The organism is Pseudaestuariivita rosea (assembly GCF_017592335.1).
Lineage (GTDB): Bacteria > Pseudomonadota > Alphaproteobacteria > Rhodobacterales > Rhodobacteraceae > Parasulfitobacter > Parasulfitobacter rosea.
Genome location: NZ_JACNMP010000017.1, coordinates 46,125 through 70,948 on the forward strand (window position 1 = coordinate 46,125; position 24,824 = coordinate 70,948).

The following is a 24,824-nucleotide window of genomic DNA, read 5'->3' on the forward strand; positions in this document are numbered from 1 at the left end:
AGAATGACCGACGCACCTGAGAAAAAGAAACCTGTCAAGCGGCCCATCGGTCGCCGCGTCGGACGCTTTTGTGTGCGGTCCGGTGCGATGGTTGTACTTTTGATCGGTGCGCTGACCTTTGCCGGATATCTGATGCTGGGCAAGCCTGTCACCGCGCCCGACTGGATCCGGACCGAGGTCGAGGGCCGCATTTCAACCATGTTGCAGGGCGGCAGCCTGACCCTGGGTGAGATTGAGGTTCAGGTGTCAGACGCGCTTGTGCCCACGGTCCGGTTGAACGAATTGAACCTGTATGACGCTAACGGGCGGCGGCTGGCGGAACTGGGCAATATCCAGGCCAGACTGTCGCGCAGTGATCTGATGCGCGGCGAACTTAGCGTCAAGCAGTTGGATGTGAATGGTCTGCTGTTGCGGTTGCGGCGGGCGCAGGACGGATCGCTGGACGTGGCCTTTGCCGAAGATGCCGAGGCCGTCGACCAGGCCGATACGCTGGCCGAACTGCTGGCCGGTATTGACGCACTGTTTCAGGAACCGCAGCACGCCAGCATCGGACGCATTGCGATCAATGGTCTGACCCTGCGCTATGAAGATCTGCGCGTGGGGCGTGTCTGGATCGCCGATGGTGGCCGCGTTGTACTGACGCAAGATGCGCAAAGCCTGCGGTTGCGCACCGATTTTGCGTTGCTCAGTGGCGGGGCCGATGTGGCAACGCTGATGATGACCTACGAAAGCCCCAAAGGGCAGATCGCCGCACAGATGGGGATGACGCTGAAAAATGTCCGGGCGACCGATATTGCGCTGCAGACCCCGGCGCTGGCCTGGATGGCCGGTCTGGACGCGCCGATTTCGGGCAATATGCGGTTTGATGTGAACGAAGACGCCACCCTGGGGCCGCTCTTTGGTCGGATGCAGATCGGCCAGGGCGCGCTGCAGCCAACGCTTGAAACGCAACCGATCCGCTTTGAAAAGGCCCAGGCCTATTTCACCTATGACCCCGCACAGGAACTGATCAGCTTTGATCAGGTCAACGTCATAAGTGACGCCGTTTCTGTTCAGGGCGAAGGGCGGACTTATCTGCGCGATTTTGAAAACGGATTGCCGCAGACCCTGCTGTCGCAACTGTCGCTGACAGATCTGACGGCGAACCCCGAAGGTATCTTTGAAACAGCCCTGCCGTTCGAACAGGCCGTATTGGATTTCAGGCTGCGGCTTGACCCCTTTACCGTCGATGTCGGACAGGTTGTTCTGATGCAGGGCGATACAAAGGTGCAGGCCAGCGGCCGCGTGCGTGCGGCTGAAAACGGCTGGCAGGTCAAGATGGACAGCACGGTGTCACAGCTGTCACCTCAACAGGTGCTGGCCCACTGGCCCGCAACCTTCAAGCCGCGCGTCCGGGACTGGTTTGCGCAGAATGTGATCAATGGGCAAGTCACCGATGGCCACGCCGTGCTGCGCTTTGATGCGGGCAGCAAGCCGATTTTTCACGTTGGATTTGATTTTAAAAATGGCGCGTTGCGGTATATCAAATCGCTGCCCGTGATGCGCAATGCGGTGGGTCGCATGACGATCACCAACGACAGACTGATCGCCGTGGTGGATCGGGCCCAGGTCACCGCGCCTCAGGGTGGCCGGATCGATGTGACCGGCGCGACATTCGAAATCAACGATCTGAAGGCGCGTCCGGCGCCTGCTGAAATCAGTGTTCAGACCAACAGCACAATCACTGCTGCTTTGGCGATCCTGGACGAAAAACCGTTCGAATTTCTGACCAAGGCCAATCAACCGGTTGATCTGGCCGACGGGCAGGCGCTGATGTCGATTGATCTGGCGCTGCCCCTGAAACGCGGACTGACGATCCAGGATGTCAATTTCGACGTGCGCGGCGACCTGCGCAACATGCGCACCAGCCGGTTGATCAAGAACCGTCTTCTGGCTGCGGCCAATCTGCAGGTGACGGCGACCCCCACACAACTGACCGTTGGCGGGCGCGCCCGTCTGGGGCAGGTGCCGGTCGATGCCGTCTGGACGCAACCCCTTGGCCCCGGTTCGGACCAGGCGGGCAGCCGGGTCGAGGGCACGCTTGAGTTGTCGGAACGTTTCATCGATGAATTCGGCATTGCTTTGCCCGCTGGCAGTGTACGCGGCACGGGGCAGGGTGATTTCACATTGCAGATCAACCGCGACCAGCCGGTGCGCTTCCTGATGTCATCGGATCTGCAGGGCATGGATCTGCAGTTGCGCGACATCGGCTGGACAAAACGCGCCAATCAGGCGGGTCAGTTTGCGATCAGCGGCGCGCTTGGGGTGCCGGCCCGCATCGACGCGGTCGAGATCAGCGGCGGCGGCCTGCAGGCTGCGGGATCGGTCGAACTGAACGAAACCGGTGGTATGCGAACCGCGCAGTTTTCACAGGTGCGTGTCGGGGAATGGCTGGATGCGCCCGTGACGCTGAATGGACGCGGCGCGGGCCGTGCGCCCGAGGTTGTCATAAACGGCGGTCGCATCGATCTGCGCAAGACGACCTTTGGCGATGGCGGCGGCACGGGGCAGGGCGGGCCGATGCAATTGGAACTGGACGAAATGATCGTCAGTGACAGCATCCGCCTGTCCGAGTTTCGCGGGGCCTTCAGCGCCGAGGGCGCCTTCAACGGGCAGTTCACCGGCCGCGTCAATGGCCAGACCCTGGTGCGCGGTCTGTTGGCACCCAGTGAAACCGGCACCGCGATCCGCATCAGATCCGACGACGCGGGCGGTGTTCTGAGGTCCGCCGGTGTCCTGTCGCAGGCCCGTGGTGGTGATTTCGACATGACGCTTTGGCCCGCACGCCGCGAAGGCACCTATAATGGAAGGCTGGCCGTGGCGGACACGCGCATTCATAACGCGCCCGCTCTGGCCAGTATTCTAAGTGCGGTCAGCATCGTGGGCCTGTTGGATCAGATGGCGAACTCGGGCATTCTGTTCAGCGATGTGCAGGCGCGCTTTGCCCTGACGCCAAATCAGGTGATCCTGACCGAAAGCAGTGCTGTTGGTCCTGCCATTGGCCTGTCGATGGATGGGACCTATAACTTCAATTCCGGCCAGATGGATATGCAGGGCGTGCTGTCGCCCATCTATATGGTGAATTCGATCGGATCGGTCCTGACCCGACGGGGCGAAGGGCTGATCGGCTTCAACTTTAACCTGCGCGGCACGGCATCCGACCCAAGGGTTGCGGTCAACCCGCTTTCCGCGTTAACGCCCGGCATGTTCCGCGAAATATTCAGAAGACCCCCACCAAGCGTATCCCAGTGAAACTCAGCGACTTTGACTTTGACCTGCCCGAGGCGCTGATCGCCACGCGGCCAGCCCGCCCTCGGACCTCGGCCCGGCTGCTGCTGGCGCAGGGGGGCGTCCTTCAGGACAGACATGTCTTTGATCTGCCCGACATTCTGCGCCCCGGCGACCGGCTGATCCTGAATAATACCAAGGTGATCCCGGCCCGCCTGACGGGTACACGCCGTCGCGACAGTTTGCAGGGCCTCGTCGAAGCCAGGATCGAGGTCACGCTTCTGACGCCGCAGCCCGACGGCGGTTGGAGCGCCCTGTTAAAGCCCCTGCGCAAGGTCAAGGATGGCGAAGTGATCGAATTTGCCGCCGATCTAAGCGCCACGGTCACCGGACGGCAGGATGGTCAGGCGATTTTGCAATTCAATCTGATCGGTGATGATTTCGATGCCGCCCTTGCTGAAGCCGGTGCCATGCCACTGCCGCCTTATATTGAGGCCAAGCGCAAGGCCGATGCCCAGGACAGCCAGGATTATCAGACCGTCTTTGCCAAACACAAAGGCGCGGTTGCGGCGCCCACGGCCTCGCTTCATTTCGATCAGGATCTACTGGATCAGATCGCCGCCAAAGGCGTTGAGTTCACGCAAGTGACCCTGCATGTCGGTGCGGGCACCTTCCTGCCTGTCAAGGTTGATGATATCGCCGATCACAAGATGCATTCCGAATGGGGCGAGGTATCGGGGCAGGCCGCAGCCCAGATCAACGAAACCCGTGCCGCCGGTGGTCGGATCATCCCCGTGGGCACCACCGCCCTGCGCCTGATCGAAAGCGCGGCGCAACCTGACGGCACCATGCAGGCCTGGCGCGGCGACACCGATATTTTCATCACACCCGGTTACCGATTCCGTGTCACCGACGGGCTGATGACCAACTTCCATTTGCCGAAATCGACACTGATGATGCTGGTTTCGGCCCTGATGGGGGTGGATCCCATTAAGCAGATTTATGCCCACGCCGTTCACGAAGGTTACCGTTTTTTCTCGTACGGTGATGCATCGCTTTTGATCCCCGACAACCCGAAGACGACATAAAACGACGCAAACCGGATTGATCTGTCCGCCCGTGTCGTGTCCATTGCCCGTGAACTGAACAGGAGCATCCGATGATTGAAGTTCTGCGCGGCTCATGGGCTTTGCTTCTGGGGATCATGCTGCTGATGATCGGCAATGGCCTACAAAGTTCGCTGATCGGTATTCGCGGCGAAGATTTCGGGTTTTCCACATTCGAAATGTCGGTGATCATGTCGGCCTATTTCGTGGGCTTTCTGGGCGGTTCACGCCTGGCGCCCGAGCTGATCCGCCGTGTGGGACATGTGCGCGTCTTTGCGGCGCTCGCCTCATTCATCTCGGCCATCTTGATCCTGTACCCCACGCTGCCCTATCTGACCAGTTGGACCCTGGGCCGGATGCTGATCGGGTTCTGCTTTTCAGGCGTCTATGTGACCGCCGAAAGCTGGCTGAACAACGCGGTGACGAATGACAATCGCGGCAAGGCGCTGTCGCTCTATATGATTGTTCAGATGGCAGGCGTGGTCACCGCGCAGGGCATGCTGGTGCTGCCTGACCCGTCGGGCTTTCTGCTGTTCGTGATCCCGTCTGTTCTGGTGTCGATTTCCTTTGCGCCGATCCTGTTGTCGATTTCGCCGACGCCCGCCTTTGACACGGCAAAACCCATGACAATTCAAAACCTTATCAAGGCATCCCCTCTGGGCTGCATGGGGATGTTTTTGCTGGGCGGTGTCTTTGCGGCGCAATTCGGGATGTCGGCGGTCTATGCCACGATGGCCGGTCTGTCGCTGACCGAAATCTCGATCTTTATCTCGACTTTTTATGTGGGCGCGCTGCTGTTGCAGTATCCTATCGGCTGGATTTCAGACCGGGTGGACCGGCGACGTCTTATCCTTATTCTGGCAGCCATTGGTGGTGTTGGCAGCGCCATTGGTTTTCTGTTCAACGGCACCTATGCTGCCATTCTGACGTCGGCCTTTCTGATCGGGGGTATGTCGACACCGCTTTACGCCCTGCTGATCGCCTATACCAATGACTACCTGGAATACGAAGACATGGCGGCGGCTTCAGGCGGGCTGATCTTTATCAACGGGATCGGTGCCATCTTTGGTCCGCTGATCACAGGCTGGATCATGGGCTTGATCGGACCGGCGGGGTTCTTTGTCTATGTCGGCATCCTGATGTTCGGCCTGTCAGGCTATGCGCTTTACCGGATGACGCAGCGCCCCGCAGGCATCGCTGTCGACGACACCACATCCTATGCCCCGCTGACGCCCTCGGCGTCACCTGTTGCGGTTGAGGTCGCACAAGAGGTGTTCATTGAAACATCTATTGAAGACGAAAGTGCTGAAAATGATGCATCGGCGTAAATCTGCAGACCTGTTAACGCAAACCTGTTGCGCCTTGAAATCTCTTTTGTAAGGCTTTGATAGATAACAAGCCTTGGGGGTGGCCGAAGAAGGGAGGCCCGGAAGAAATGACAACACCAGAAGAGATTTTGGCCTTTTGGCTGGATGAGGTGGATCAGAAATACTGGTACCAATCAAATGATGCATTGGACCGGCAGATCCGCGAGAAATTCGAACAGGCCTGGCAGGACGCCATGGATGGCACCTGCGGACTGTGGCTGACCTATCCAAGCGGCACGCTGGCTTATATCATCCTGCTGGATCAGTTTCCCCGCAATATGTTCCGCGGCACGGCCAAGGCTTTTGCCAGTGACAAACATGCGATGGCAGCGGCCAAGATGGCTGTTGACCACGGGTGGGATATGAAAATCGACGAACCGGCGCGGCAGTTCTTCTATCTGCCCATGATGCATTCGGAAAACCTGTGCGATCAGGAACGTGCGGTACGGCTGATCCTGACCCGTATGCCGAAAACAGGCGCTGACAACCTGCTGCATGCCAAGGCCCACCGCGAAGTCATTCGCCGCTTCGGCCGCTTCCCCTATCGGAATGAGGCCCTGGCCCGCGAAACCACCGTGTCCGAAGCGGCCTTTATCGATGAGGGCGGCTATGGCGCTACTGTCGAGGCTTTGCGCGTCTGATCGCGGGTTTTCGCCGGTGTTGATCACATAAGGAAGTGGGATCATTGATATGATCCCGCCCGGCATCAATATTCTCTGCAGAGGGATTAAAATTCAACTGACGGAGAAAACGATGAAGTTTCATTCAGCTGTGCTGATGTCTGCAGCCTTGGGTGTATCGCCTGCGCTTGCCCAGGAAAATCGAACAGGCTTCAGCGCGGGTGTCGCACTGGGCTTTTCCACTGATCTTTATATCGGTGACGAAAACGATCCCGCGCTGCTGCCGCTGCTGGAATATCGTGGCGACCGGTTTTCCGTCGGAACACGCGGGGCGTCCTTCACGGCGCTGTCTGCCGAAACCTCAAAACTCGACCTGGTTGCGCGCCCGCGTTTTACCGCGCTGGATGATCCCGATGCCGACGAACTGGACGGCATCGACCGCGACCTGACCTTGGACGCCGGTTTGCAGGCCACGTATAATTTCACCGATGACCTGATGATCTCGGCCACGCTGCTGCAGGAAGTCACCGGCGAACATGACGGACAGGAATTCATTGGCGAGGTCGAAAATACAGTGCGCCTTGGCCCCGTGCCGGTTCGTCTTGGGGCTGGCATCAGCTGGAAAAGTGATGATCTAAGCAACTATATGTTCGGCGTTTTTTCTGATGAGGTTCGCGCCGGTCGCCCCCGCTATGACCTTGATGCGACAACGACACCCTTTGTCAGCGTCTCGTCCGGGTTTCCCCTGTCCGATCGCGCGATGTTGATCGGGGGTCTGCGGGCTGATTTTCTGGGCGACGAAATCTCGGACAGTCCGATCGTCGATGAAGACCAGGTGATCAGCGGCGTGGTCGGGCTGACCTTTTCTTTCTAAGGCAAGGCCCTGAAAAAACTTACTGATCTGTTGAACCGTTTTCGCCCGGTGGGCACCACCGGGCAGCGCCCGACCGCCCCCCATGGGCGGGCGCTTCACGCCCACCCGCGGACGGTCGCTGCCCTTTGCACTTCCTTTCATGATATAATTTTCAAGGCGGCGTTTGAGGAGGAGGGCCGGTAACCTAACCACACAGGACTCGACAGAATAAATCCTCTGCGCTAAATATTGAACAAGCGTTCAATAATGCGCGAGGGAGGGTCCGATATGTTCACTGCATCCATGCAATTCGATCTGGGTGAGGACGTCAATGCACTGCGCGAAATGGTGCACAGATGGGCGCAGGATCGCGTCAAACCGATGGCGGCCGAGATCGACAAATCCAACAATTTCCCGCCCGAGCTGTGGCCTGAGATGGGTGAACTGGGTCTGCTTGGCATCACCGTCGACGAAGAACACGGCGGCGCGGGCATGGGCTATTTGGCCCACACCATCGCGATTGAGGAAATCGCGCGCGCCTCAGCCTCGGTTTCGCTGTCCTATGGGGCGCATTCGAACCTGTGCGTCAACCAGATCCGCCTGAACGGGACCGAAGAACAGAAACAGCATTACCTGCCCGGCCTGATCAACGGTGACCACGTGGGTGCCCTGGCGATGAGCGAGGCTGGCGCAGGCAGCGATGTCGTCAGCATGAAAATGCGTGCCGAAAAGCGCAACGATCACTACCGCCTGAACGGCACGAAATATTGGATCACCAATGGCCCCGACGCCGACACGCTTGTCGTCTACGCCAAGACTGACCCCGATGCGGGGTCCAAAGGCATCACCGCCTTTATTGTCGAAAAAACCATGAAGGGCTTCAGCACCAGCCCCCATTTCGACAAACTGGGCATGCGCGGGTCGAACACGGCTGAACTGATCTTCGAAGACGTCGAGGTCCCCTTTGAAAATGTGCTGGGCGAGGAAGGCCGCGGCGTTCAGGTCCTGATGTCGGGACTGGATTACGAACGCGTTGTGCTGGCGGGTATCGGCACCGGCATCATGGCCGCCTGCCTGGACGAAATCATGCCCTATCTGTCCGAGCGCAAACAGTTCGGCAAACCCATCGGCAGCTTCCAACTGATGCAGGGCAAAATCGCCGATATGTACACCGCCATGAACACCGCCCGCGCCTATGTGTACGAGGTCGCCAAGGCCTGCGACCGTGGGCAGGTCACCCGCCAGGACGCAGCAGCTTGTGTGCTCTATTCCAGTGAAGAGGCGATGAAACAGGCCCACCAGGCCGTTCAGGCCATGGGCGGTGCAGGCTTCATGAACGACACCCCCGTCAGCCGCCTGTTCCGCGACGCCAAACTGATGGAAATCGGCGCCGGTACCAGCGAAATCCGCCGCATGCTGGTCGGTCGGGAATTGATGGGGGCGATGGGGTGAGGGTTCTAGCGCTTCTCATTATTTTGGGGGCGGCGATGCAGGCATGGTCAAATCCTGTTTCAGGCACCTCGCCCTCTGACTATGCCGCTTTGAAGCGATGTACTGAAGAAGCTATTGAAAATAAACGTGATATATCAGTTTGCAAAAGCACTGTTGCATCATCTTGCGAAGATACCTTGATTGAAGCTGACGATGTAAAGCGCAGGTTCGATTGTGCGCGTGTCGAAGAATACGCGTGGACGCGATTGGCTCTTGTCTACTCAAGCCAGGTCACCCCCGATAACGTAAAACAATCCGATTTCTCAGAAGAAGAGTTTCTGGCTGAACTGGAACAGCGCCATGCTGATACGAGAGAAAACTGCTTTCAACAGCCAATTGGAGCAGAAGTTGCATTGGTGGACTGCCTGATTGATCGACGTATTGATGAAGTCAAATGGCTTCAGTCCTATTTGGATATTGAGATGGCTGAATGATTTGCTCAGAACGTACCAAATTCAAGCTTTGTTCGTTCGTCATGCTGTTCTCGATTTTATTCTGCAGATCATTATTTGCCGACCCACCCCCACCTTCTCCCCAGACAAGCCAAACCTGCGTGCAGGACAATTCCGGCATTAACGACGATCCCACCAAACTGCGCGACTGTTTCCTTTTGTCGACGCGAGAATGTGAGGCCGAGGAACCTTTTGTCTTCTGCGCCTCGCGTGAGTTGGAGTACTGGAACGGCCTGATGGCGCAAGACCTTGTCCGACTGATGCAAATGGGCGCCGAATACGATCAGGACACCCCTTACGAATACAGCTTCTCGCAATCCGTCCTCGCCTCGCAAACCGCATGGGAAACCTACCGCGACGCGCAGTGCCACATGGTCATGAAATCCATGTTTGGCGGTTCGGGCGAGGGGCCCGAACAAGTCCGATGCCTGCTTGAAACGACAGTCGACCGCGTCATCGCCCTGCGCAAGATGAAGTAGATGCTGACCAAGACCGGATCATATCAGGCGCTTTATGACCGCTTTCGGTGGGACCTGCCGGACCGGTTGAACATGGCCGAACAGACCTGTGACCGGTGGGCGGTGACTCAGCCAGACAAGACGGCGATCATCGATCTGTCCGACGGCACCCGCCGCAACATCAGCTATGGGCAGCTTTGGGACATGTCGCGGCGGATCGAATATGCGCTGCTGGATCGGGGTGTCGAACGCACGGACCGGATCGGTGTGCTGCTGTCTCAGTCCCCCTGGACGGCGGCGGCGCATATTGCGATCTGGCGGATGGGGGCGATTTCGGTGCCGCTGTTCAAGCTGTTTCAGCGGCAGGCCCTGGAAACGCGGCTGACTGATGCCGACGCCCGCATTGTGATCACGGACGCGCCAGACATGCTGGACGGGCTGGCGGTGAATGTGCTGCAGCCCGATACTCTGCCCGAGGCCATAAACGCGGGTCAGCCGGCTGAAACCGGCCCCGACGATGCCGCGATCCTGATCTATACCAGCGGCACCACCGGCGCGCCCAAGGGCGCGTTGCACGGGCATCGTCTGCTGACAGGACACCTGCCGGGGGTCGAGCTAAGTCATGATTTTCTGGGTCAGCCGGACGATTGCCTTTGGACCCCCGCTGACTGGGCCTGGATCGGCGGGTTGTTCGACGTGCTGATGCCTGGTCTGGCGTTGGGCGTGCCGGTTGTGGCCGCGCGCACCGATAAGTTTTCTGCCGTTTTTTGCATGAACATCTGCCAGCAAGCCTCTGTCAGAAATATCTTTTTCCCGCCCACTGCCTTGCGGATGCTCAAGGCTGCCGATGCCTCGATACCCGGCCTGCGCTCGGTCGCCAGCGGCGGCGAACCCCTGGGCGCCGAGATGCTGGACTGGGGCCAACAGGCCTTTGGCCTGCAGATTAACGAATTCTATGGCCAGACCGAATGCAACATGGTCGTGTCGTCATGCGGCGCGCTGTTCCCCGCCAGCCCCGGCTGCATCGGCAAACCCGTCCCCGGCCATCGGGTCGAGGTCATCGATCAGGCAGGGCAACCCACCACCGACGAAGGCGACGTGGCGATCCACCGTGGCTCGGCCGCTATGCTGCTGGAATACTGGCGCCGCCCGGACGCCACGGCGGAAAAGTTCCGCGGCGACTGGATGCTGACCGGCGACCGAGGCATTTGGCAGGGTGACTATCTGCGCTTCGTGGGCCGCGACGACGACGTGATCACCAGCGCAGGCTACCGCATCGGCCCGGCCGAGATCGAAGACTGCCTGCTGACCCATCCCGCCGTGGCAACTGTGGGTGTTGTGGGGAAACCCGACCCGGAACGAACCGAAATCGTGAAGGCCTACGTGGTGCTAAAGCCGGGGTTCGACGTGACGGCGGAATTGGCCGATGAGCTGCAAAACTGGGTCAAAGAACGCCTTGCAAAGCATTCCTACCCAAGGGAAATTGCGTTTATCGACAAGCTGCCCATGACCGTCACGGGCAAGGTCATTCGGAAGGAATTGAAAGTGCGGGCCGCCAGTGAGGGACAGACGAAATGACCCTCTTTTCCTGCCAAACACGCTCATTTTTTTCCGGCATTGTCTTAGTCATGGCATCTCAGGCTGTCGCTGATGACAACAAACATGACCGATACGAAACCATTGCCGCGTCCTGCTACGCAACCGCGCAAAATGATAATGAACGAAAGTCATGCGCTGGCGCTTACACCCGATCTTGCATTGATGACTTGGCTCACAAATCCAGCATGGCAATGAATGGATGCGCCGGGGAAGAAGCCGACTATTGGTACGGTGTGGTATCCAACCGTTTTGATGACCTGCTGGTCATTGCCGAAGCGCGGGATGCAGATTTACGCCAGATTGGATCAAAGGTGCAGGGCCATGTCACTGCAACAAAGCAAATGCAGGCAGCCTGGCGCGAGTGGCGCGATGCAGTTTGCCGGTACGAAGCAACAGATATGCTGATGGGCACCGGTGCATCTTCGATTGAGAGTGTCTGCAGAACGGAGCTGGCGTTGGATCACTTGATTTACATCGAACGCCGTCTGGCGAACGAAAGGCGGTCAGCACAATGACAATTATAAAAACTGTGTTTGAAACCAACGTCTGCAAGGGTGCGCGTCAGGTTGCATTCACTCTCGCATTGCTGACAGCAAACACCGCACAGGCGCAGGATTTCGATCAGTTTGACGCTTGCATTGGGCCAGAGTTGGAAAAGCGTGCTGTCTATCAAAGCTTGCTTTCATGTAGCTTAAGTTCTGGCCAGCCATGTGATGCTGAAAAGCTCATAAATTATTCCTCTGCTTCGTACAGTGCTGTTCGCAATAGTTGTGCATTTGACGAAATCGACAGATGTGTAATGAGTGATCAGGTGAACGTTTGTCTGGAAAACTTCAAACAAACTCTACAGAATTTACGTCAAGGTGTTGTCAACAATCTTGACGCAGACCTCGTAGAGCGTGTGGCGCCTAACCTGGACAACTTGACCCAAAAACCGCGTCAGGAACAACTGGAGCGTTTGCATGGCCTGTTCGACGGGTTGTACAACCAAGAACTATGCAAATCCTACACGCACTTGGAAGAAGGCATTGGTATATCCCCAAACCTCTTTTGCGATACATTTTTTGCGTTAATCGCATGGTCAACTGCCGAAGATTTCCGCGACAGGATTATCATGGAAGAAAAGAAGGGCTTGCAATGACATATAAAAACATCATGGGTCCGCTATGAAACTCACCTCAACCTTTATCCCGACCTCTGATCAGGCCCAACAGAACCGTGCGGCGCATCTGAAGGCGTTGGCGCTGATCGAAGATGCTGCCACTCAGGCCGCGGCGGGGGGTGGTCAGCAGGCGCGGGACAGGCACCTAAGCCGGGGCAAGATGTTGCCGCGTGACCGGGTGGCGAATGTGCTGGATCCAGGGTCGCCATTCCTTGAGGTCGGCGCGACGGCGGCGCATGGGATGTACGACGGGGCCGCCCCCTGCGCGGGCGTCATCGCGGGCGTGGGGCAGGTGCAGGGGCAGGACGTCATGGTCATCTGCAACGACGCCACCGTCAAGGGCGGCACCTATTATCCGATGACCGTCAAAAAGCACCTACGCGCCCAGGAAATCGCCGAGGAATGCCATCTGCCCTGCATCTATCTGGTCGACAGCGGCGGTGCGAACCTGCCCAATCAGGATGAGGTCTTTCCCGACCGTGATCACTTTGGCCGCATCTTCTATAATCAGGCGCGGATGTCGGCCAAGGGCATCCCGCAGATCGCGGTTGTCATGGGGTCGTGTACCGCGGGCGGGGCCTATGTGCCCGCGATGTCGGATGTCACGATCATCGTTAAGGAACAGGGCACGATCTTTCTGGCCGGTCCCCCCTTGGTTAAGGCCGCAACGGGCGAGGTCGTGACAGCCGAAGACCTGGGCGGCGGCGATGTGCACACGCGCCTGTCCGGTGTGGCCGATTATCTGGCCGAAGATGACGCCCATGCGCTGGCTTTGGCACGGCGGGCGGTTGGGTCATTTAATCGCGCGAAGCCCTTGACCGTGCAGTGGGAAACGACCCAGGCCCCCGCCTATGACCCTGAGGAATTGCTGGGCGTTGTCCCCGCCGACCTGCGCACGCCCTATGACATTCGTGAGGTCATCGCGCGGGTGGTCGACGGGTCGCGCTTTGACGAATTCAAGCCCCGGTTTGGCGAAACGCTGGTCACCGGTTTCGCCCATGTCAACGGCTGCCCCATTGGGATCATCGGCAACAACGGGGTGCTGTTTTCCGAAAGCGCGATCAAGGGCGCGCATTTTGTGGAACTGTGCTCTCAGCGTCGTATCCCTTTGGTTTTCCTGCAGAATATCACGGGTTTTATGGTTGGACGAAAGTACGAAAACGAAGGTATCGCGCGGCATGGGGCCAAGATGGTGACCGCGGTCGCCACAACCAGCGTGCCCAAGATCACCATGGTCATCGGCGGATCCTTCGGCGCGGGCAACTACGGGATGTCGGGCCGGGCCTATCAGCCGCGCTTCATGTTCAGCTGGCCCAATTCCCGCATCAGCGTGATGGGCGGCGAACAGGCGGCTGGCGTGCTGGCCACCGTCAAGCGGGCGGCGATGGAAAAGGCGGGCGAAAGCTGGTCCGACCAGGACGAGGCCGACTTCAAACGCCCCACGATTGAGATGTTTGACCGCCAATCCCACCCGCTTTACGCCAGCGCGCGCCTATGGGACGACGGCATCATCGACCCCCGCAAAACCCGCGACGTGCTGGCGCTGTCCCTCTCCGCCGCGCTGAACGCACCCATCGAAGAGACACGCTTTGGCGTGTTCAGGATGTAGGGCGGTACCGGTCATGAAGAGAACTCAACAGATTTTTCCGTCGTTTCGATCAGTACATCCCGCCCGGTGGGCACCACCGGGCAGCGACCGGCCCCAGGGCGGGCGCTTCTCGCCCACCCTCGGGCCGGTCGCTGCCCTCACCGCTATAGTGCAGAATAACCAATGACCCTTGACGAGGCCCTTGCCCAATACCCCGGCGCCGAAAGCTTCACCTTCGGCGATAGCAAAGCACTTTGTGATGATCTGCTGGCGTTGGTTCGTGCCGGTCAGAAAACCGCCACATGCGGCGCGTTGCGGGATTTCGGGCCAGGGGGTGACGCGATGCCCGTAGTCGGTCGGCAGGACATCGCGCTGGAATGGGATGGCGCACCGGCCCTGATCATCGAAACCATCGACGTCAGCATCACCCGCTTTTGTGACGTCACCGCCGATTTCGCGCTGGCCGAGGGCGAAAATGACAGCCTTGACGGCTGGCGAAGCGATCATCAGACCTATTTCGAACGAAATGGGGGCTTTGATGCGCAGATGGAACTGGTCTGCGAACGCTTCCGCCTGATCAGGGATTTTGCCGATGACTGATGATCCGAAACCAACCGAAACCGAACCGGGCCTGCCACCGGGCGCCAAGGCCGGACCGATTGACAAGGAAACCGGCGGACGATGGGTCGAGGTCACACCCGCCATGGCCCACGCCCACCCCAAGGGCAAACCAGGCATCGCGATCTGGCTGATCGTAGCCTGGTTCGGGACAACCGCGATCCTGCAGATCACCATGCTGCTGATTGGAACGCTGCCGATATTTCTGATTTTTCTGCCGATTATCAATGCGCTGACGGCCGTGGCCTTGGCCAGCCGTGCACCCGCAGCGGTCTGGCTGACAATGATCGCCGGGGGGCTTCAGGTTCTGCTTATGATGATGGCGGCCAGCCCGATCACAGTCTTCACGGCGGCGATCACCCTGCTGATCATCTTCTACATCCTCGACGGCGACCGCCCCAATCTGATCTACCGCCACCGCTATCGCAGCTTCCGAAAGGACAAGGAATGACGCGCCTGACGATCTGGCGGGGCGATATCACGACGCTGCAGGTCGATGCCATTGTGAACGCGGCGAACCGATCGCTATTGGGTGGGGGCGGTGTTGATGGCGCCATCCACCGCGCGGCCGGACCTGAGTTGCTGGAGGAATGCCGAACCCTGGGCGGATGCGACACCGGGCAGGCCAAAATCACCGGCGGATATAACTTGCCCGCGCGCCATGTGATCCACACCGTTGGCCCCATCTGGCGCGGCGGGGATCAGGACGAAGCGACACTGCTGGCGTCCTGCTATCTGCAATCACTGGCGCTGGCCGATGCACATAACTGCGCGCAAGTGGCCTTTCCGGCGATCTCGACCGGGGCCTACGGGTACCCCCACGACAAAGCCGCGCAGAACGCGATTGACACTGTGTCAAAGGCCCAAACCACTGTGTCTGAGGTCATTTTCGTATCGCTTGATCACCGAACCAAACGGCACCTTGAAAACGCATTCAAAGCGGCAGGAGTCGTTTTATGATCAGATGTCTATCTGTTCTTTCTCTGTTTCTTGTCTTTCTGGCCACTGGACCTGCAGTACAGGCTGAAGTCATTCTTCCACAGGATCGGGACAGGTTGATCACTATGCGATGCCAGTCTGACGAATATTTTTTTTATGCTGGTATCGGGCCGTCGTCTGATCCGCTGCGTTACGAATTTTCGCGTGAACCTGGCGCGGCCATGTTGAAAACTGATCCAGACGATTTTCAGCACCCACATCTTTTATCAGACTGCGTAGCCGCCAATGTTCGTCTGGTACAGACCGGCTATCGCGACTGGCCCGCCCAGGTCGGCAGGACTTGCACCGGTCCCGGGCAGGTCGACTTGTCTATTTATATGCATGAACGGCTGGTCGCGCGATTTTCCAGTATATGTGAGGGCTTTCTGATACAAAAAATCCAAGATGTGCTGCAAGTCGTCACGCCAAGCAATGCGTCCGGTTATCTTGAACTGACAGACAAACAGACCTGGGCGCAGGATTTTGTGCCTTACGTCTTTGATCCAGAAAATGGATGAGTGCCGGGACCTGAGGGAGGGTGACGATGTTTGACAAAATCCTGATTGCGAACCGCGGGGAAATTGCGGTGCGGGTGGCGCGGACGGCGGCGGAGTTGGGCGTGCGGACGGTGGCGGTGTATTCAGACGCGGACGCGGGTGCGCTGCATGTGCAGGTGGCTGATCAGGCCGTGCATATCGGCGGTGCGGCTCCGTCGGACAGCTATCTGCGCGGCGACCGGATCATTCAGGCAGCGCTGGATACCGGCGCGCAGGCGATCCATCCGGGTTATGGTTTTCTGTCGGAAAACCCCGATTTCGTGCAGGCGGTACAGGACGCAGGCCTGGTCTTTATCGGGCCATCCGCCGATGCGATCCGCGCGATGGGTCTGAAAGATGCCGCCAAAGCGCTGATGGAGCAGGCGGGCGTGCCCGTGGTGCCGGGTTATCACGGCGACAATCAGGACCCTGAACATCTGTCCGGCGCGGCTGACACGACTGGCTATCCGGTGCTGATCAAGGCCGTCGCGGGCGGTGGTGGCAAGGGGATGCGCAAAGTGGACCGCCCGGCCGATTTTCAGGCCGCCCTTGCAAGCGCACGGGCCGAGGCCAAGGGTGCCTTTGGCAACGACGCCGTTCTGATCGAAAAATTTGTCAGCCAGCCCCGCCATATCGAGGTTCAGGTTTTTGGCGATGGGACCCGCGCGGTGCATCTGTTTGAACGCGACTGTTCGCTGCAGCGCCGCCATCAGAAGGTGATCGAGGAAGCGCCGGCACCCGGCATGACCGACGACATGCGCGCGGCCATGGGTCAGGCGGCTGTGCGCGCCGCCGAGGCAATCGGTTATTCCGGTGCGGGCACGGTCGAATTCATCGTTGACGGCAGCCAAGGCCTGCGCGCGGATCGGTTTTACTTTATGGAGATGAACACGCGGTTGCAGGTCGAACACCCCGTGACCGAATATGTCACGGGCGTCGATCTGGTAGCCTGGCAATTGCGCGTGGCGGCAGGGGAACCGTTGCCGGTCGCGCAGGACGATCTGACGTTGACCGGCCATGCGTTTGAGGCCCGCCTTTATGCCGAGGACGTGCCCAAGGGGTTTCTGCCCGCCACGGGCACTCTGGAACATCTGCAATTCCCGCCCGGTGTGCGGGCAGATACCGGGGTGCGGGCGGGCGATGTGATCTCGCCCTATTACGACCCCATGATCGCCAAGCTGATCGTCTGGGGCGAAACGCGCGACGTGGCACTGGCAAAGCTGGACCGCGCCCTGTCGCAGACGCAGGTAGGCGGCACGGTGACCAATCTGGCCTTCTTGCGCGCGCTGACGCGGCATTCGGGTTTCAAGGCGGGGGATGTCGACACCGGGTTGATTGATCGCGATCTTGAGGCGCTGTCGGTGCAGCCCGAACCCTGCAGCCGCGCGCAATCGCTGGCCGCGTTGGGTGCGATGGGGTTGCATCAGGGCGTGCCAGAGTTTGCAGGCTTTTCGCTGTGGGGGCCTGTGGCGCAAACGGTGGAATTCATGCGCGGGGATCAGGTGATAAAGGCTCAAATCAAGACGAAGGGCAGCGCCGGCCCGAGGGTGGCGCAAATGCGCCGCCCTGGGGGGCGGGTCGGCGCAGCCCGGTGTTTCACACCGGGCGGGGTGTTTGAAGTCGAGATCGGTGATGCTTGTCATCGCATTGAAGGATCAGATAACGGCTGGCGCATCGATGGCCAATCAGTACCTGCCGACGTCATAACCCACGACAGTCACGTCAGTGTCTTCTGGGGCAATGGCTATACCTTCGACCTGATCGACCCCTTGGCCCGCGACACGGCGGCTGGGGCAGGCGGCAACGTGATCGAAGCGCCCATGCCGGGCCTCGTGAAAATGGTGGGCGTCACTGCGGGCGCCGACGTGTCTGAGGGCGACCGGCTGGCCATTCTGGAGGCGATGAAAATGGAACACAGCATGACCGCCCCAAGGTCCGGCAAAGTGGCCGAGGTGCTGGTGGCCGAGGGCACTCAGGTCGAGGCCGGACAGGCCCTGATCCGGCTAGAGGAAGACGCATGATCCGCCTGCATCACTGTCACCAGACCCGATCCATGCGAACGCTCTGGCTGCTGAATGAGCTTGAGGTCGATTTTGAGCTGGCAGTTTATCCCTTTGACAAGACACTGCGCAGCGATGCCTATCTGACGCTGAACCCCGTTGGCCGCGTGCCCGCGCTGGAAATCGATGGCGAGGTCATGTTTGAAACGGGTGCGATCACCGAATACCTCTGCGAACGTTTCCCCGAACGGGGTCTGGGCCGGATGCCGGGTGATATGGACCGCATGGACTGGCTGGTCTGGGTGCATTTTGCCGAAACCATCAGCCAGCATTCGGCGGCGCTGACGCAACAGCACATCGCGCTTTACGATGACAGCATGCGCAGCCCGATTGTCATGAAGCTGGAAGCAAAGCGGCTTGAAAAATGCTATGCCGCGCTTGAGGCCCGTCTTAGCCCGCCTGTTGAGGCGCGCGATTACATCCTGACCAGCGGGTTTTCGGCGGCTGACATCAGTGTGGGGCAGGCCATCTATATGGCGCGGCATTTTGCGCAGATTGAGCCGTTTGAGCAGGTCAGCGCGTGGTATCAGCGCATCACGGAACGCCTTGCTTTCAAAGCGTCCTTGCCACCTGAGGATGCGGTGGGACTTTACGAGAAGCCGTTTTATCCCGCCTGGGATCAGCCAGCGGGATCGTGAGTATTTAGGGAACAATAAAGATGGGCGAGCGGGTCAGAATATTCGAGGTCGGACCAAGGGATGGCTTGCAGAACGAGGCGCGGATCATTCCGGCGGCCGAGAAGATTGCCCTGGTCGATTGTCTCAGTCAGGCGGGCTTTGACCGGATTGAGGTGGCCAGTTTTGTCAGCCCCAAGTGGGTGCCCCAGATGGCCGACGGGGCGCAGGTTTTGGCCGGGATCACCCGCGCACCCGGTGTGCGCTATGCCGCGCTTGTACCGAACATGCGTGGGTTTGAAGGCGCTGTGGCGGCCAAGGCTGATGAGATTGCAGTGTTCGCCAGCGCGTCCGAGGGGTTTTCGCAGGCCAATATCAACTGTTCGGTGGCGGAAAGTCTGGACCGTTTCGGCCCCGTGATGAACGCCGCGCGCGCGGTGGACTTGCCCGTACGCGGCTATGTGTCTTGTGTGGTCGAATGCCCCTATGACGGCGCGGTCGCGCCCGGTGATGTGGCGCGGGTGGTGAAGGCCTTGTTCGATATGGGATGTTATGAGGTATCGTTGGGCGACACGATTGGTCGCGCCACGCCCGACGGGATCAAGGCCATGTTGAAGGCCGTGCTGGACGTGGCGGTGCCGGATCGATTGGCGGGGCATTATCACGACACGGGGCGGCGTGCCTTGGAAAATATCGAGGTGTCGCTGGATCACGGTCTGCGGGTCTTTGATGCGGCTGTGGGTGGCCTGGGCGGTTGCCCCTATGCGCCCGGTGCCGCGGGCAATGTCGCGACCGAGGCGGTGCATGCGCGGCTGGTCCAACTGGGTTATGATACTGGTCTGGATGCAAGTGTATTGGCCCACGCCGCGCAAATGGCGCTTGCGATGCGGGGGGACTAGGGTGGATATCTTCAAAGGCGCCGAGCGGCTGTTGGCCATGGACGACCGTACCTGGCGACGTCACGCCAACCCGTGGTCGGGGATCACGCGATTTGGCACGGTTCTGCCCGTGCTGGTGCTTGCGATCTGGAGCCGCGTCTGGCTGGGCTGGTGGGCGCTGATCCCCATCGGCCTGGCGGCGATTTGGATCTGGCTGAACCCGCGCCTGTTTCCCGAACCCGACCGCCTTGACCATTGGATGAGCCGCGCGGTCCTGGGCGAGCGTATCTTTCTGGAACACCGCGCCGATATTGCCGCGCACCATGTCACCGCCGCAAAACTGCTCAGTCTGCTCAGCATCCCCGGCGCGATCCTGATGATCTGGGGACTGGTGGTATTGTGGTGGGAAGCGGCGCTGTTTGGCATGGCCCTGGCGATCTTGCCCAAGGCGTGGTTTTGTGACCGGATGGTGTGGCTCCATGACGGCTGGGTGCGGCAGGGCCAACCGATTCCGGGGATAGGGACGACATGAGTTTTCAGACGATCAAGGTACAGACCGATGCGAGGGGTGTCGCGACACTGACGCTGGCGCGCCCCGACAAGCACAACGCGATGTCGGCGCAGATGATTGCGGACCTGACGCAGGCGGCGGGGGATCTGGGCGCTGATCCGGCGGTGCGCGTGGTGGTGCTGACGGGGCAGGGCAAAAGCTTTTGTGCGGGCGGTGATCTGGCCTGGATGCAGGCGCAGATGGCCGCGGATGCCGAGACACGGTTCACCGAGGCACGCAAACTGGCGCTGATGCTGAAGGCGCTGAACGATATGCCGAAACCCTTGATCGGGCGGCTGCAGGGCAACGCCTTCGGCGGCGGGGTCGGCTTGGCCGCCGTTTGTGATATCGCGATTGGGGGGTCGGGGCTGAAGATGGGTCTGACCGAGGTGCGTCTGGGTCTGATCCCGGCCACGATCGGGCCTTACGTGGTGGCGCGCATGGGGGCCGCAAATGCCCGGCGCGTCATGTTGTCGGGGCGGCTGTTTGAGGCGGATGAGGCCGCGGCAATGGGCCTGCTGGCCCGCGTGTCGGATGATCTGGATGCAGCGGTCGAGGCCGAGATCGAGGCGCATTTGCACGCCCTGCCGGGCGCTGTGGCCGACACCAAAGCACTGATCGCGCGATTGGGGCCGGTGGTGGATCACGCGGTGATTGACGATACGATCCATGCGCTGGTGCAGCGGTGGGATAGTGATGAAGCCAAAACGGAAGTGTCAGCCTTTTTATCCAAACGACACGCGAAATAGCTATGAAATCTGCAAACGCTCTGGTTTCAAATGTTTTACTGGCGGTGTCTACGGTTTTATTCGTAATGATCCTGCCAGTCGTCTTTGGATTTAGGCCGCTTGAATGGGACGATACCTGCCGTGAAATCAGCCGTTTGGGGTTTGGCACACAGCATAGAAGCTGGGCTGAACTGGAAGATTGGGCCGTCACACTTGTCGGAAGTTTTGTCGTCATCTGGATATTGTTGCGTGACCAGTCCAAACTTCTGCGTCGTGTCATTTGGGGGCTGTTTGGTCTGTGGAAAAGCCTTAGCTTAATCAGCGTCTTTCTCGGCTCAGAAATCTGCCCCGGTTTATTGGGAGATTTCGCGTCACAGGTGCCATTTGATGGCTTTGTGACAAACTCAGGATGGATATTTGTGCTGCCCTGGCTGTTTCTGTCTATTCTTGTTCTGGTGCTTTTAATGCATACCCTTGCAACACCATCAGATTGAAGAGCACTATGTTGCAATGGTTTTGTGTGTGCCTCGCTGGACGTATTGTTTATAGGTAGAATATTCGCTGTCCGCATAATCAGGCGCGGCAAGATGTTTCAGATTTCTTGTCAAAGAGGAACAGATGATGACAGATGCCCTGGTTTTTGAAGGTGGATGCTATTGCGGGGCGCTCAGGTATAAGGCTGCCGGGAAACCCCGGGTCAAAGGGCAGTGTCACTGTCGCGAATGCCAGTATACCTCGGGTGGTGCGCCCAATCTATTCATGTTGATGCCTGCGGATGGATTTCACTATACGGTCGGCCAGCCGGCGTTCTTTCAACGGGATGATCTGGAAAACGCGGTCGTGCGCGAGTTCTGCAAAACCTGCGGCACGCATATTCTGACACGCCGCTCTGATATGACGGATGTCGTTCTGAAAATCGGGACTTTGGATGATCCCGCGCGCTTTCGCGGCCCCAAAATCGCGATCTTTACAATAGACCGCCAGCCCTATCATCATATCGATGAGGGCATACCAAGCTTTGAGCGTATGCCGTAAAGCCAGGCGACGTCATAATAATCTGTAACACTGCATCCATCTATACCGCCCGGTGGGCACCACAGGGCAGCGCCCGACCCGCCCCCGTCACGCCAAAGGCGTGCTTACAGCACGACGGCGGCGCGTTTGCGCCACCCTCGGGACGGTCACTGCCCTCAGCACTCATGAATATATCGCAGAGTTTTTAGGACATTACCCTAAATAACTCACCCACCCGTATGGCTCATATGGCGGGACATCTGGCCGCCCAGTTCCTGACGGGAATAGTCGAAATCGTGGCCCTTGGGTTTCAGGGCAATGGCGGCGCGGATGGCGTCTTCTAGCGGGGCATCATCATCGGGGTGGGCGCGCAGGGGGGCGCGCAGGTCGGATTTGCCCTCTTGCCCCAGACAGGTATAGATTTCACCGGTGCAGGTGATCCGCACCCGGTTGCAGCTTTCGCAGAAATTATGGGTCAGCGGCGTGATAAACCCGATCTTCTGCCCGGTTTCTTCCAGCCGCACATAGCGCGCGGGGCCGCCGGTGCGCTCGGCCAGATCGGTGACGGTGTATTCCTCGGCCAACCGCGTGCGCAAGTCTTTCAGTGACCAGTATTGCCCCAGACGGTTTTCGTTGCCGATATCGCCCATCGGCATGACCTCGATAAACGTCAGGTCCATGCCGCGGTCGGCGCAGAATTGGGTCAGGGTGAACAGCTCATCCTCGTTGAAATCCTTCAGCGCGACGGTGTTGATCTTGACCCGCAGTCCGGCGTTTTGTGCCGCATCCAGACCACGCAGGACCTGAGGCAACCGCCCCCACCGGGTGATTTCGGCGAATTTATCTTCATCCAGCGTATCGATTGAAATATTGATCCGCCGCACGCCCGCCGCGTAAAGATCGCCCGCGTATTTTTCCAGCTGGCTGCCGTTGGTCGTCAGCGTCAGCTCCTTTAGATCGCCGCTGTCCAGATGGCGCGTCATGGCGTTGAAAAACGTCATAATGCCGCGCCGCACCAGGGGTTCGCCCCCCGTGATCCGCAGCTTTTCCACCCCAAGGCGGATAAAATTCGTGCACAGCCGGTCCAGTTCTTCCAGCGTTAGCAGCTCTTTCTTGGGCAGAAAGGTCATGTTTTCCGACATGCAATAGACACAGCGGAAATCGCAGCGGTCAGTGACGGACACACGCAGATAGCTGATAGCGCGTTGGAACGGATCAATCAGGGGCGTTTTCATATCAAAACAGCTAAGTTGTTTCGTGCCGTGGGGCAAGACAAGACTAAAGTAGAATGGTTCAAAAAACGGGTAGGGCGGGATTTTTGCCTATGCCGTTGCGGCAGGAATAGGTCTTTCACGAATGGGCAGGTGCACGATGGCCGAAAAGGCGCCGACACCCACGCCGATCCACCAGACAAAAGTGTAATCACCGTAAAGATCATACATCTGCCCACCTAGCCAGACGCCCAGAAAGCTGCCCAACTGGTGGCTAAAGAACACGATGCCGTAAAGCGTGCCCATATACCGCAGCCCATAGATATGCGCGACCAGCCCCGAGGTCAGTGGAACCGTCGCCAGCCACAGCGACCCCATCGCGATGGAAAAAATGATGACTGAAGTCGGCGTGATTGGCATCAGGATAAATGCGGCTGCCACAATGGTGCGCGCGATATAGATGCCCGCCAGCAGGTATTTCTTGCTATAGCGCTTGCCCGCCCATCCGGCGGCCAGAGTGCCCGCAATATTGGCCAGCCCGATCAAGGCAATCGCCGCCGCGCCAAGGGCCGATGTCGTGGTGATGCCCATCGTATGCAGAACCCCGCCGGGCATGATCGGCCCGCACATCTCGGTCACAAAGGCCGGGAAATGCGCGGTGATAAAGGCCAGCTGATAGCCGCAGCTGAAAAAGCCCAGGAAGATCAAGGTATAGCTGGGGTCACGAAAGGCTTTGACCAGAACCTGGCCCAGGCTTTCTTCCAACACGGTGCGGCTGACGGGCGGCTGGACCCGCATCATGGGCAACATCAACAGCGATGCCAGGATCACGCCCGCGAAGGTGACAAAGACCATCTGCCAGCTCATCAGTGTCAGTAGCCACTCGGCCGCAGGGGCGCCCACGACCTGACCGGCCGATCCCGCCGCCGTGGCGATGGCCAGCGCCATGGACCGGTTTTCGTCGCTGGCCGCACGCCCCACCACTGCCAGGATCACACCAAAGCCGGTGCCCGCGATGCCAAAGCCCACGAGTATTTCCAGGAATTGATGCGCCTTCGGTGTGACCGCGAAGGACGACAGCACCAGCCCAATCGCATAAAGCACCGCACCGATGACGATCGCTTTCCGATCGCCAATCTTTTCGGCAATCGCCCCGAAAATCGGCTGCCCAATCCCCCAGGCCAAGTTCTGAATGGCGATGGCCAGCGAAAATTCGGACCGCAGCCAGCCGAATTCCTCGGCAATCGGGATCTGAAACACCCCAAAGCTGGCGCGGATCGCGAAGCTGATCAGCATGATCACGCAGCCTGCTATCAGAACAGGGGTTATCAGGGGCGCCTTGGTCATGAGGTGACAGTTTGCGAAAAACCGCGACTGGTCAATTCAGTATTTTTGATCCCTGACATCACAAATACTGATCTGGCATCGGGCTGGTTTGAACCTTGGGGATTTGAGTATTTGAACCAAGAAGAAGGTGGGAGTGCTCTTAGTGACTTCTTCTTGGCAAAAATACTCAAATCCGACCGTACGCAGCTGCAACCGGACGTTAGAGCGTGATGAAATCGACCTGAATCAAGGGGGATTCACATAGGCTTATTTTGCTGATTCACTGTCGCCGACCACAAGATGGAGGGCGAGCAGTGGGTAAGGCACTTTCGATGGACCTTCGGGAGA

The 24,824-nt window shown here is 59.0% G+C and carries 25 protein-coding genes; 23 read left to right on the plus strand and 2 right to left on the minus strand.

Translation table 11 applies throughout. The annotated features are described in order from the left end of the window. Positions 1-3 precede the first annotated feature (3 nt). The 23 genes from H7848_RS20260 to H7848_RS12620 all read left to right on the plus strand — a co-directional run bounded on the left by H7848_RS20260 (position 4) and on the right by H7848_RS12620 (position 21,960). Positions 4-3,291, plus strand: coding sequence for a YhdP family protein (locus H7848_RS20260; RefSeq protein WP_208352022.1), 3,288 nt, complete (start codon positions 4-6; stop codon positions 3,289-3,291). Further along, a complete protein-coding gene (gene queA, locus H7848_RS12515) occupies positions 3,288-4,355 on the plus strand; it encodes a tRNA preQ1(34) S-adenosylmethionine ribosyltransferase-isomerase QueA (protein ID WP_208352024.1) in 1,068 nt (355 codons plus the stop codon). The genes H7848_RS20260 and queA overlap by 4 nt, the downstream gene beginning before the upstream one ends. A gap of 71 nt (positions 4,356-4,426) precedes the next feature. Beyond that, positions 4,427-5,701: an MFS transporter gene (locus H7848_RS12520; RefSeq protein ID WP_208352026.1), complete on the plus strand. Its 1,275-nt coding sequence runs from the start codon at positions 4,427-4,429 to the stop codon at positions 5,699-5,701. Between the two features lie 107 nt (positions 5,702-5,808). Then, positions 5,809-6,381, plus strand: a complete 573-nt coding sequence (locus H7848_RS12525) for a DUF924 family protein (RefSeq protein WP_208352028.1) — start codon at positions 5,809-5,811, stop codon at positions 6,379-6,381. Between the two features lie 112 nt (positions 6,382-6,493). Further along, positions 6,494-7,234 carry a MipA/OmpV family protein gene (locus tag H7848_RS12530; protein ID WP_208352031.1) on the plus strand — a complete coding sequence of 247 codons (741 nt, stop codon included), beginning with the start codon at positions 6,494-6,496 and terminating at the stop codon, positions 7,232-7,234. Positions 7,235-7,501: 267 nt separating this feature from the next. Then, complete coding sequence (locus tag H7848_RS12535) at positions 7,502-8,665, plus strand: isovaleryl-CoA dehydrogenase (RefSeq protein ID WP_208352033.1); 1,164 nt, start codon at positions 7,502-7,504, stop codon at positions 8,663-8,665. A 35-nt stretch (positions 8,666-8,700) separates the two neighbouring features. Beyond that, on the plus strand, positions 8,701-9,138 hold the full coding sequence (locus tag H7848_RS12540; protein WP_208352035.1) for a hypothetical protein: 438 nt from the start codon (positions 8,701-8,703) through the stop codon (positions 9,136-9,138). Positions 9,139-9,257: 119 nt separating this feature from the next. Beyond that, entirely contained in the window at positions 9,258-9,635 is a 378-nt protein-coding gene (locus H7848_RS20205) for a lysozyme inhibitor LprI family protein (RefSeq protein WP_208352037.1), read from the plus strand. Further along, on the plus strand, positions 9,636-11,192 hold the full coding sequence (locus H7848_RS12550) for an AMP-binding protein (protein ID WP_208352038.1): 1,557 nt from the start codon (positions 9,636-9,638) through the stop codon (positions 11,190-11,192). It begins immediately after the preceding gene. Positions 11,193-11,398: 206 nt separating this feature from the next. Next, entirely contained in the window at positions 11,399-11,728 is a 330-nt protein-coding gene (locus H7848_RS12555) for a lysozyme inhibitor LprI family protein (protein ID WP_336512095.1), read from the plus strand. Next, positions 11,725-12,354 carry a hypothetical protein gene (locus tag H7848_RS12560; RefSeq protein WP_208352041.1) on the plus strand — a complete coding sequence of 210 codons (630 nt, stop codon included), beginning with the start codon at positions 11,725-11,727 and terminating at the stop codon, positions 12,352-12,354. The genes H7848_RS12555 and H7848_RS12560 overlap by 4 nt, the downstream gene beginning before the upstream one ends. A gap of 25 nt (positions 12,355-12,379) precedes the next feature. Further along, complete coding sequence (locus tag H7848_RS12565; RefSeq protein ID WP_208352043.1) at positions 12,380-13,984, plus strand: carboxyl transferase domain-containing protein; 1,605 nt, start codon at positions 12,380-12,382, stop codon at positions 13,982-13,984. Positions 13,985-14,146: 162 nt separating this feature from the next. Continuing rightward, the gene (locus H7848_RS12570; protein ID WP_208352045.1) at positions 14,147-14,563 is read left to right on the plus strand and encodes an ASCH domain-containing protein; all 417 of its coding nucleotides are present in this window, start codon (positions 14,147-14,149) and stop codon (positions 14,561-14,563) included. Beyond that, entirely contained in the window at positions 14,556-15,032 is a 477-nt protein-coding gene (locus H7848_RS12575) for a hypothetical protein (protein WP_208352046.1), read from the plus strand. Before H7848_RS12570 ends, H7848_RS12575 begins: the two co-directional genes overlap by 8 nt. Next, positions 15,029-15,541, plus strand: coding sequence for an O-acetyl-ADP-ribose deacetylase (locus H7848_RS12580; protein ID WP_208352049.1), 513 nt, complete (start codon positions 15,029-15,031; stop codon positions 15,539-15,541). Before H7848_RS12575 ends, H7848_RS12580 begins: the two co-directional genes overlap by 4 nt. Next, positions 15,538-16,077 carry a hypothetical protein gene (locus H7848_RS12585; RefSeq protein ID WP_208352052.1) on the plus strand — a complete coding sequence of 180 codons (540 nt, stop codon included), beginning with the start codon at positions 15,538-15,540 and terminating at the stop codon, positions 16,075-16,077. The genes H7848_RS12580 and H7848_RS12585 overlap by 4 nt, the downstream gene beginning before the upstream one ends. A gap of 26 nt (positions 16,078-16,103) precedes the next feature. Then, positions 16,104-18,116 (plus strand): acetyl/propionyl/methylcrotonyl-CoA carboxylase subunit alpha, encoded by a 2,013-nt coding sequence (locus tag H7848_RS12590; protein WP_208352054.1) that lies wholly within the window; start codon positions 16,104-16,106, stop codon positions 18,114-18,116. Continuing rightward, positions 18,113-18,793, plus strand: a complete 681-nt coding sequence (locus H7848_RS12595; protein ID WP_208352056.1) for a glutathione S-transferase family protein — start codon at positions 18,113-18,115, stop codon at positions 18,791-18,793. Before H7848_RS12590 ends, H7848_RS12595 begins: the two co-directional genes overlap by 4 nt. A gap of 20 nt (positions 18,794-18,813) precedes the next feature. Then, positions 18,814-19,668, plus strand: coding sequence for a hydroxymethylglutaryl-CoA lyase (locus tag H7848_RS12600; RefSeq protein WP_237072729.1), 855 nt, complete (start codon positions 18,814-18,816; stop codon positions 19,666-19,668). A 1-nt stretch (position 19,669) separates the two neighbouring features. Further along, complete coding sequence (locus tag H7848_RS12605) at positions 19,670-20,179, plus strand: DUF6653 family protein (RefSeq protein ID WP_336512096.1); 510 nt, start codon at positions 19,670-19,672, stop codon at positions 20,177-20,179. Next, positions 20,176-20,946 carry a crotonase/enoyl-CoA hydratase family protein gene (locus H7848_RS12610; RefSeq protein WP_208352058.1) on the plus strand — a complete coding sequence of 257 codons (771 nt, stop codon included), beginning with the start codon at positions 20,176-20,178 and terminating at the stop codon, positions 20,944-20,946. Before H7848_RS12605 ends, H7848_RS12610 begins: the two co-directional genes overlap by 4 nt. 2 nt (positions 20,947-20,948) lie before the next feature. Continuing rightward, entirely contained in the window at positions 20,949-21,419 is a 471-nt protein-coding gene (locus tag H7848_RS12615; RefSeq protein WP_208352060.1) for a hypothetical protein, read from the plus strand. 124 nt (positions 21,420-21,543) lie between these two features. Continuing rightward, positions 21,544-21,960 (plus strand): GFA family protein, encoded by a 417-nt coding sequence (locus tag H7848_RS12620; protein WP_208352062.1) that lies wholly within the window; start codon positions 21,544-21,546, stop codon positions 21,958-21,960. Between the two features lie 206 nt (positions 21,961-22,166). On the opposite strand, the gene moaA is transcribed toward H7848_RS12620, so the two are convergent. Both moaA and H7848_RS12630 read right to left on the minus strand, forming a co-directional pair. After that, positions 22,167-23,174, minus strand: a complete 1,008-nt coding sequence (moaA, locus tag H7848_RS12625; protein ID WP_208352063.1) for a GTP 3',8-cyclase MoaA — start codon at positions 23,172-23,174, stop codon at positions 22,167-22,169. A gap of 87 nt (positions 23,175-23,261) precedes the next feature. Beyond that, positions 23,262-24,446, minus strand: coding sequence for an MFS transporter (locus tag H7848_RS12630; RefSeq protein ID WP_419555508.1), 1,185 nt, complete (start codon positions 24,444-24,446; stop codon positions 23,262-23,264). Positions 24,447-24,824: the final 378 nt, after the last annotated feature.